Source organism: Pseudomonas aegrilactucae, assembly GCF_019168305.1.
In the GTDB taxonomy this organism is placed as follows: Bacteria; Pseudomonadota; Gammaproteobacteria; order Pseudomonadales; family Pseudomonadaceae; genus Aquipseudomonas; species Aquipseudomonas aegrilactucae.
Genome location: NZ_JAHTBI010000155.1, coordinates 1 through 7,596, shown reverse-complemented (window position 1 = coordinate 7,596; position 7,596 = coordinate 1). Strand labels below are relative to the sequence as shown.

Annotated in this window: 6 protein-coding genes; all 6 read right to left on the bottom strand. The window is 44.8% G+C overall.

The genetic code is table 11. The features are described from left to right. Positions 1-289 precede the first annotated feature (289 nt). Positions 290-1,894 carry a type I restriction-modification system subunit M gene (locus KUO17_RS26135; RefSeq protein ID WP_217978441.1) on the bottom strand — a complete coding sequence of 535 codons (1,605 nt, stop codon included), beginning with the start codon at positions 1,892-1,894 and terminating at the stop codon, positions 290-292. Next, positions 1,891-3,006: an AAA family ATPase gene (locus KUO17_RS26130; protein ID WP_217978440.1), complete on the bottom strand. Its 1,116-nt coding sequence runs from the start codon at positions 3,004-3,006 to the stop codon at positions 1,891-1,893. The genes KUO17_RS26135 and KUO17_RS26130 overlap by 4 nt, the downstream gene beginning before the upstream one ends. After that, positions 3,003-3,662, bottom strand: a complete 660-nt coding sequence (locus KUO17_RS26125; protein WP_217978439.1) for a restriction endonuclease subunit S — start codon at positions 3,660-3,662, stop codon at positions 3,003-3,005. The genes KUO17_RS26130 and KUO17_RS26125 overlap by 4 nt, the downstream gene beginning before the upstream one ends. Next, positions 3,634-4,200, bottom strand: coding sequence for a restriction endonuclease subunit S (locus KUO17_RS26120; protein ID WP_217978438.1), 567 nt, complete (start codon positions 4,198-4,200; stop codon positions 3,634-3,636). Before KUO17_RS26120 ends, KUO17_RS26125 begins: the two co-directional genes overlap by 29 nt. 1 nt (position 4,201) lies before the next feature. Continuing rightward, entirely contained in the window at positions 4,202-4,453 is a 252-nt protein-coding gene (locus KUO17_RS26115; protein WP_217978437.1) for a hypothetical protein, read from the bottom strand. Between the two features lie 71 nt (positions 4,454-4,524). Continuing rightward, the gene (locus tag KUO17_RS26110) at positions 4,525-7,497 is read right to left on the bottom strand and encodes a type I restriction endonuclease subunit R (RefSeq protein ID WP_217978436.1); all 2,973 of its coding nucleotides are present in this window, start codon (positions 7,495-7,497) and stop codon (positions 4,525-4,527) included. Between the last annotated feature and the right edge of the window lie 99 nt (positions 7,498-7,596).

Genomic DNA, 7,596 nt, shown 5'->3' with positions numbered 1-7,596 from the left:
GGGTTCGTGGATCGCACTCGTAAAAAACAACAGCCTAGTAGCCCGAAACCCTACCGCAATTAAAACGTCTAAAAAGCTATATCAATAGCTGCTCACAAACTAATCTCATACAAAAAACCACAGAGCATCATAACATAAACCCACAAAATTCTAGGGGCGCATCCATGCACCCCATACAGCAAACCCACACACCCCGAATCACACAGCAAATTAAAAGTTGATTTCAAACTTCCAGTTCAATGCACAAAATTCAATAACCAGCAAACATAAATAACCAAACAAACGCAAGCTATGGCAACAGAGGCAAGCCTAACGCCGCGAGAAACTCATTATACTTGGCAGTTGCAACCCTAATGCGTTTATCTATCGAAACAAGTTCCTCGTGACTTGCCCCCAGGTCTAATATCTCCTCCAGAACGGCAGTACTCACATAGCGAGAAATATTCAGGTTGAAATCATTTTTTTCGATTTCATCCATTTTCACTCGCCTAGAGTAGCGCGATTCCTCCTTGCGAAACTGATACGTGTTTATTATTTTTTCAATGTGCTCTGGCAAAAGCTGATTTTGTTTACCTTTATCAAAATACTCAGCCGCATTAATAAATAGCACGTCGTCGGGCTTTTTGCACTTTTTGAGGACTAGAATGCATACAGGAATACCGGTGGAGAAAAACAAATTGGCTGGCAGACCAATCACTGTATCGACATGACCATCTTTTAGCAACTTAGTACGGATACGCGCCTCTGACCCACCACGGAACAATATTCCGTGAGGCAAGATAATAGCCATAACTCCGTCTTTTTTTAGGAAATGGAGCCCATGTAGAAGAAAAGCGAAATCCGCCGCTGACTTCGGTGCGAGGCCGTAATTTTTAAAACGCGTATCCTCCCCCAGTGCTTCGCTCGGTTCCCACCGATAACTAAACGGAGGGTTAGCCACTACCGCATCAAACTTTGGCATTTTCGCCGGATTGGTCTCACGCAACATATCCCACTCGTTAAGCAGAGTGTCCCCATGGAAAATTTCGAACTCCGAGTCCTTTACTCCATGCAGTAACATATTCATGCGGGCTAAGTTATAGGTTGTGATATTTTTTTCTTGACCATATATCTTACCGATACCATGTGGCCCCACCCGGTGGCGCACATTTAAAAGTAAGGAGCCGGAACCGCAGGCGAAATCGAGCACACTTCCAAGGTGTGAACGCTGACCAGTTGATGGATCTTGGCTGTCGAGCGTTACGATGGCAGAAAGGATGCTAGAAATGGGCTGCGGTGTGTAAAACTCACCAGCCTTTTTGCCTGAGCCTGAGGCGAACTGACCGATCAGGTATTCATATGCATCGCCCAATGCGTCGCTGTCGGTCGAAAACTGACCGAGCCCTCTAGCAATCTCTGCGATGATCCTACAAAGACGTGCATTACGTTCAACGTAAGATTTCCCCAACTTTTCTGACGCTAGATTAATTTCCGAAAACAATCCTCGAAAGGTGCTGGCAAAAGATTCGTTCTCAATGTAACTAAATCCACTCTGAAGCGTGTTTAGTAACAACAAATTCTGCGTACGCGCCATCTCGGCAATATTACCCCACAGATACTGTGGTTCAATAACATAATGAACTTTACGCCGCATCTGCTTTTCAAAAAAAGGCACATCGTCTTGATTATTTTCATACCAAAGCTGCAACGGCGTAGTAAGCCCGTCATCTAGCTTCTGAGGATAGTCTGGCCCCAGCTCTTTCTTTGCGGCGGCCTCATAGTTATCCGAAATATAGCGTAAAAATAGGAAAGACAACATGTAGTCGCGAAAGTCATCCGCATTCATAGAGCCGCGCAGGCGGTTGGCAATAGCCCAAAGGGTCTTGCCCAGTTTTTGCTTTTCAAAGTCAGTCATTGCGTACCTGCTGTTGCTTGCTCTGCAGCCTGAGGAAATAATTCCGGATTGAAAGGGTGTCGAGTTAGGAAATCATTCAAGATTTTTTTAAAGTAAGCCTTGTTCTCATCAAGCATTCGCTGAGGCTCATAAAGCGAGTAATTACCATGACTAAGAATATTTATTATCCGCTTATGAAGAATACCATCCTGATCATCTTCATCCTTTTTTATGCATATCGAAAAATCACTGTGACCATGAAAGCTCGCAGTTTTTTCGAGAATGGTGCGCAACATATTGAAGTGATGAGTAAACAGGCGATCTTCTTGAGCGGCTTGGTACAGCTCCGCTAACGCTGCAACGTGGTGAAAAAATGGTGTATCGCCATCTTCAGGACGAAGTAGATACCCTGCCGCATTCGGATGCTTATTAACAACATACTTACGCGCCTTACCCATCTCATTACACAGTACATTGAAGAACAACGTGTGATGAGTCGAAATAATCGCCCTGAGCTTATTGCCTTGCTGCTTCAAGACTTGTGCCAGATGATTGGCCACTGCGATGGCATTATGTTCATCCAATGATGATATGGGATCATCAATATAAATGTAATTCACCCACTGATAAGACTCTATTTCCGTATCCATTGCCAACTCGACAACAGCCAAGAAGAAACACCAGATGAAAATATTTTCTTCACCACGTGAAACCTTGATGTTATCGATAGTGTGACCGTCCACGGAGCGCGAAAAACGAACCGACCATTCGTCTTCCTGTGTATCGATCCGAAAATCGAAGTCTGCATATCGGCGCAATAACGGGCGAATGCGGTTATCCATTTCTAAATCGAATAAACCTTGAAAAAAACGCGAGTCTTTATTAAGCATTAAGCGCCGATCCGCGTCGGCATCCAGATCATTGTTCCAATGGAAAAGATCTTCGGTGAATGCGTTGAAATAGAGCGTGTCGCGATTATCCCCCTGTTTGCCCACATCTTTGAAGCTCATGGACAACCGAGTCTTTCCTGTGCCATTGTAGGCATAAAGTAGGATAACCTTTTTAGTCTCTAGTTCAGCACGCATGTGTGCCGCCAATTCTGGCAAGTCGGCGAATGGCTGGCTTTGTCTCATGCGGACACCTCGTTAAGTGCTGGCAAAATTTTCTGTAGCAAGCCCTTCTTGTGGAGTTTCAGGCCATCGACCTTCTTGCCCTGAACAAGGATAAAGTTATCGATGGAAGACAAACAACTGGAGATCTTCACTTGTTCCTCAACACGTGCAGGCATAAGAAGCTCTAGGTTTTCAAAATCTTTTTGACCTAACGTCTTATTTCGGCCAGCACCACCAGGAGAAGCGATACCCAACAATTCCTTGCCTTTACTAGTCAAAAAGAAATATTTAAGAAAATTAACATCTGAAATTCTTTCGACTGCTTCATACATAGGGAACCGATGCGAGGCAATCATGCCGTTCTCATCGACTGAAGTAACTGCAACAGCCTGCTCCCAAGCAAAGACAATATTGATGACTAGCGTATTCTCCTCCACCCAAAAAACTCGCTTATCTCCCAGCGAGGCCCCGAGAACAGGCTCTTTGTGAAATACTCCTTTACCGTGTGATCGGATACCAATCTCCCGATACTTGGTATCCGCTTCGACATCGACTGGCCGCACTACTCTTTTGACAAGGTCGCTAATTTTTCGTTTAACCCAACCCCCACTATCCGAAAACTCAGGGAAACGCGTACGCGGAGCAATTTCATCGCCGTAAGGGAATAACTGCTGCACTAAACTTTTTTTTATGCAGCTTTAGAGCATCCAGCTTCTGAACCTCTGCCGTTAACAGCTCATCAAGAGCGCTCAGGCAATCGGCGATTACCTCTTGCTCATCTCCTTTCGGAACTGCAACTTTTATTTTCTCTATAATTGACTTTGACAGGCTTGGGACACCACCAGCCTCATTATGTTTCAGCCAATCAATTTTTTGAAAATACCCAAATACGAATCGAGGCAAACAATCATTGAATGAGTGTGTATAGAAAAGGGTATCTACAGTCCAAAACTTACCACTAAGCAGAAATGGATTATTTATAGTACCTTTACGACCAATACATACGCTTTCACCGTTATAGAGATAGTCATCAACTGATAGCATATACCCGCCAGAGCCATAAACTGGGATATCTCCAGCACCCAGCTGCTTATAATCTCTACCGCTTCCAATTGAGAACAACTGCCCCAAAGACTTTACCTCCCAGGCTGCAGCATCTCTAAACTTGGGAAACCGTAATTGTGGAACAACCGAGCGCTTTTGAATGTCGGTCATACTACTCGCTCCTATAACTGCGCGAGGAATATATTACGCATTTTTTTAATTTACTATCCGTCGATCCGGTGCGCGCTAAGGACTTCAGACCATCATAAAGGCCACAGTTTAAATCAACACCAAAAATAGGCTCGATGATAAAGTTTGACAGGGTGGTGTTAGGAATATCATCAGCCTTGACAATTTCAATTTTCAGATCGTGGATGGCGTAGAGAGGGTCATAAACCTTTACACCGTTAAACTGAGCTAGCATGTGCCGTGGGATACCTTGCGGGTACGAACCGATCCGAGTCCATACACTCCAGTGCGAATTTAGAATCATGACTATCTTCCCTCCTCGTAAGCTGCGAGCCCCGCGATCTCTCGCCCGTGAGCGAGTTTCTGGATCAACGGCGTTAACTCCTCAACTAGCGCAAGCTCAGCCTTCGTGCGAGCTTTCCAGCCGAGCTCAAGCGGAGCCATCAGTTCAGAAAGGTTATCGCCGTCAAAAATGCAACGCCGCAGAATACCATCTACAAAACTTTGCAATGCGTCAGGTTGAAGGCCATGGCGAATGGCAATATCGGTGACTTCTCGTGTCTTTTTTTCTGTTTTAAATTTATCAAACCCGTCGCGTATTTGCTTTTCGTCTAGTGCTTCATTCACGGGAAGACGACGGATATACTCAGAAATATCCTCGCGCTCATCAAGAAACTTAGAATCCGACCGAATCAGTCCAATGAGCTCGTCTCGATTCATAGTGAGCTTGCCGGGTTTCTGCTGCGTCAGCCTGGCAATAAGACCCATAATATAATCGTAATCTATTACCGCTGACGCAAAAAGCACAAACTCAAAATCAAGTTGTTGAACTTCAGGTGCAGCTTGATCACGATCCTGCTGTTCCCTCAACCTCTTAGCCGTTTCAAGGTATACTCCTTTGAATCCCTGCAACTGGTCGGGCGGCGCGATTTGGTTAATGCGGGCCCTCTGCTCATCGGAAATGTCAGTATATTGATCGAGTTGCGTTTTTAGGCGCTGCACCTCTTTGAATAAATTAACAAACTGCGCCCGAGCGCTATCACCCTTCAGATTAGCAACTTCTTCCGGCGCATTGGCAACACCTTGAGATTGCATAAACTGCGCAAGTTTATGGCAAGCATGACTAAGATTATCTATGACCTTGGGCGCGGGGTCTACAAGCCAGATCTCACGGGGGTTATCAATCTTTTCACCAGAGAAAAGTGCAATAGCATCTTCAACTGGCTTCTGCTGCTGCCGGAAGTCTAAGACGTTGCCGTAGGGCTTGCTGTCGTTGAGTACACGATTGGTGCGTGAAAAAGCCTGGATCAAACCATGATATTTAAGATTCTTATCTACATAAAGTGTATTTAAGTACTTGGAATCGAAACCAGTAAGCAGCATATCCACTACGATAGTGATGTCGATTTTTTGTGTAGATGCCAGGTCGGTATTCGGATACTGCTGATCTTTGATACGTTTTTGGACGTCTTGGTAATAAAGGTCGAACTCACTGACGCGATGATCGGTGTCGTATCGTGCATTATAGTCAGCGATAATACGCGTAAGAGCCTCTTTCTTGCCTTCAGGATCTTGCTGATTATCTTCTTTCTCTTGCGGAAGATCTTCCTGAATTTGTTGTACGTCTTTATTACCCTCAGCGGGCGGGGAGAAAACGCAAGCGATAGTTAGAGGTCGAAAGTCAGCGTCTAGCGCCGCTTTTTTATTCTGAATGCTAGCGAACAGCTCAAAATATTCAATGGCGTCATTGATGCTAGAGGTGGCCAAGATTGTGTTGAATTTTCGCCCATTACTGGCTGCATCATGCTTAGCTAAGATTACTTCTACAACCTTTGGTTTCGCGATCCCCTCGCCTGGTTTCGGCGGATTCTTGCCTTCGGGCTTAAAGTAATCCACGTGAAAACGTAGGACGTTGCGATCTTCGATAGCATGCGTGATGGTATATTGATGCAAGCAACGCTGGAACAGATCGTCCGTTGTACGGTAGCTAGCCTGCTGGCCTTCGATCTGCTGATAGCTGGCGTTCTGTTCAAAGATGGGAGTACCAGTGAATCCGAAAAGTTGTGCGTTAGGGAAAAACTCTTTGATAGTCTTATGGTTTTCGCCAAATTGGGAGCGATGACACTCGTCAAAGATAAACACCATACGAGCATTACGTAACGGCTCCAAGCGTTCTTTATAGTTACGCTTATTAGTGCCATCAAGAGCCAGCCCCAACTTCTGAATAGTGGTCACGATGACTTTGTCCGAATAGTCATCAGACAATAGCCGCCGTACTAATGCTTCAGTGTTGGTATTTTCTTCAACACAACCTTCTTGAAAACGATTGAATTCTTCGCGAGTTTGACGATCGAGATCTTTGCGATCCACAACAAAAAGACATTTATCAATGTTTGGATCATCTTTGAGCAACGTGGAAGCTTTGAAAGATGTAAGTGTCTTTCCAGAGCCAGTGGTGTGCCAAATGTAGCCATTTCCACAGTTATGCTTTATACAATCAACGATGGCGTTGACGGCATAAATCTGATAGGGCCGCATAATTAGCAGCTTTTGCTCACTGGCCACCATCACCATGTAACGACTAATCATCTGACCCAAGTTGCACTTAGCCAGAAACTTATCGGCAAAGCAGTCAAGCTGCGTAATTTTTCTGTTATCTTCGCTAGCGAACTGATATACGGGCAAAAAACGCTCATCTGCGTGAAAACTGAAGTGCCGTGCGTTGTTATTTGCAAAGTACCAAGTATCGTTGCGATTACTGACAATAAATAGTTGCGTGAAACATAGTAGCGTCTTAGCGTAACCATTACCGAGGTCGGCTTTATAATCAACAATCTGCTGCATCGCTCGTCGCGGACTGACAGCAAGTGTCTTCAGCTCAATCTGCACTACTGGGATACCGTTGATGAGCAGTATCACATCATAGCGGTGATGACTATTGTCCGTGTTAATCCGAAGCTGATTGACTACCTCAAAATCGTTTTTACACCAATCTGCGATATTCACTAGAGTGTAGTTTAGTGGTGTGCCATCATCGCGCTCGAAGCTATTAATATTGCGCAATATTCGAGCAGCATTATATACATCTGGTGTGACAATGCTTTCGAGCAGCCGGATGAACTCGCTGTCGGTCAACTTTACACGATTGAGCGCCTCAAATTTTTCGCGAAAGTTTTTATTTAAAGAAGCCTTATCGCGGATATCATCTCGGTATTTATATTTTAGATCGCTGAGTTTTGCGATCAAATCCAGCTCAATTTGGTATTCTGATGTGATCATATATTGGTCCCTGACATCATGCCCCGCAATTGATGGAAGCAGTTTGGATTGCTCACGACTGGGTCATTTCAGGCACCGCTTAGGGATGCTCCGATCAAC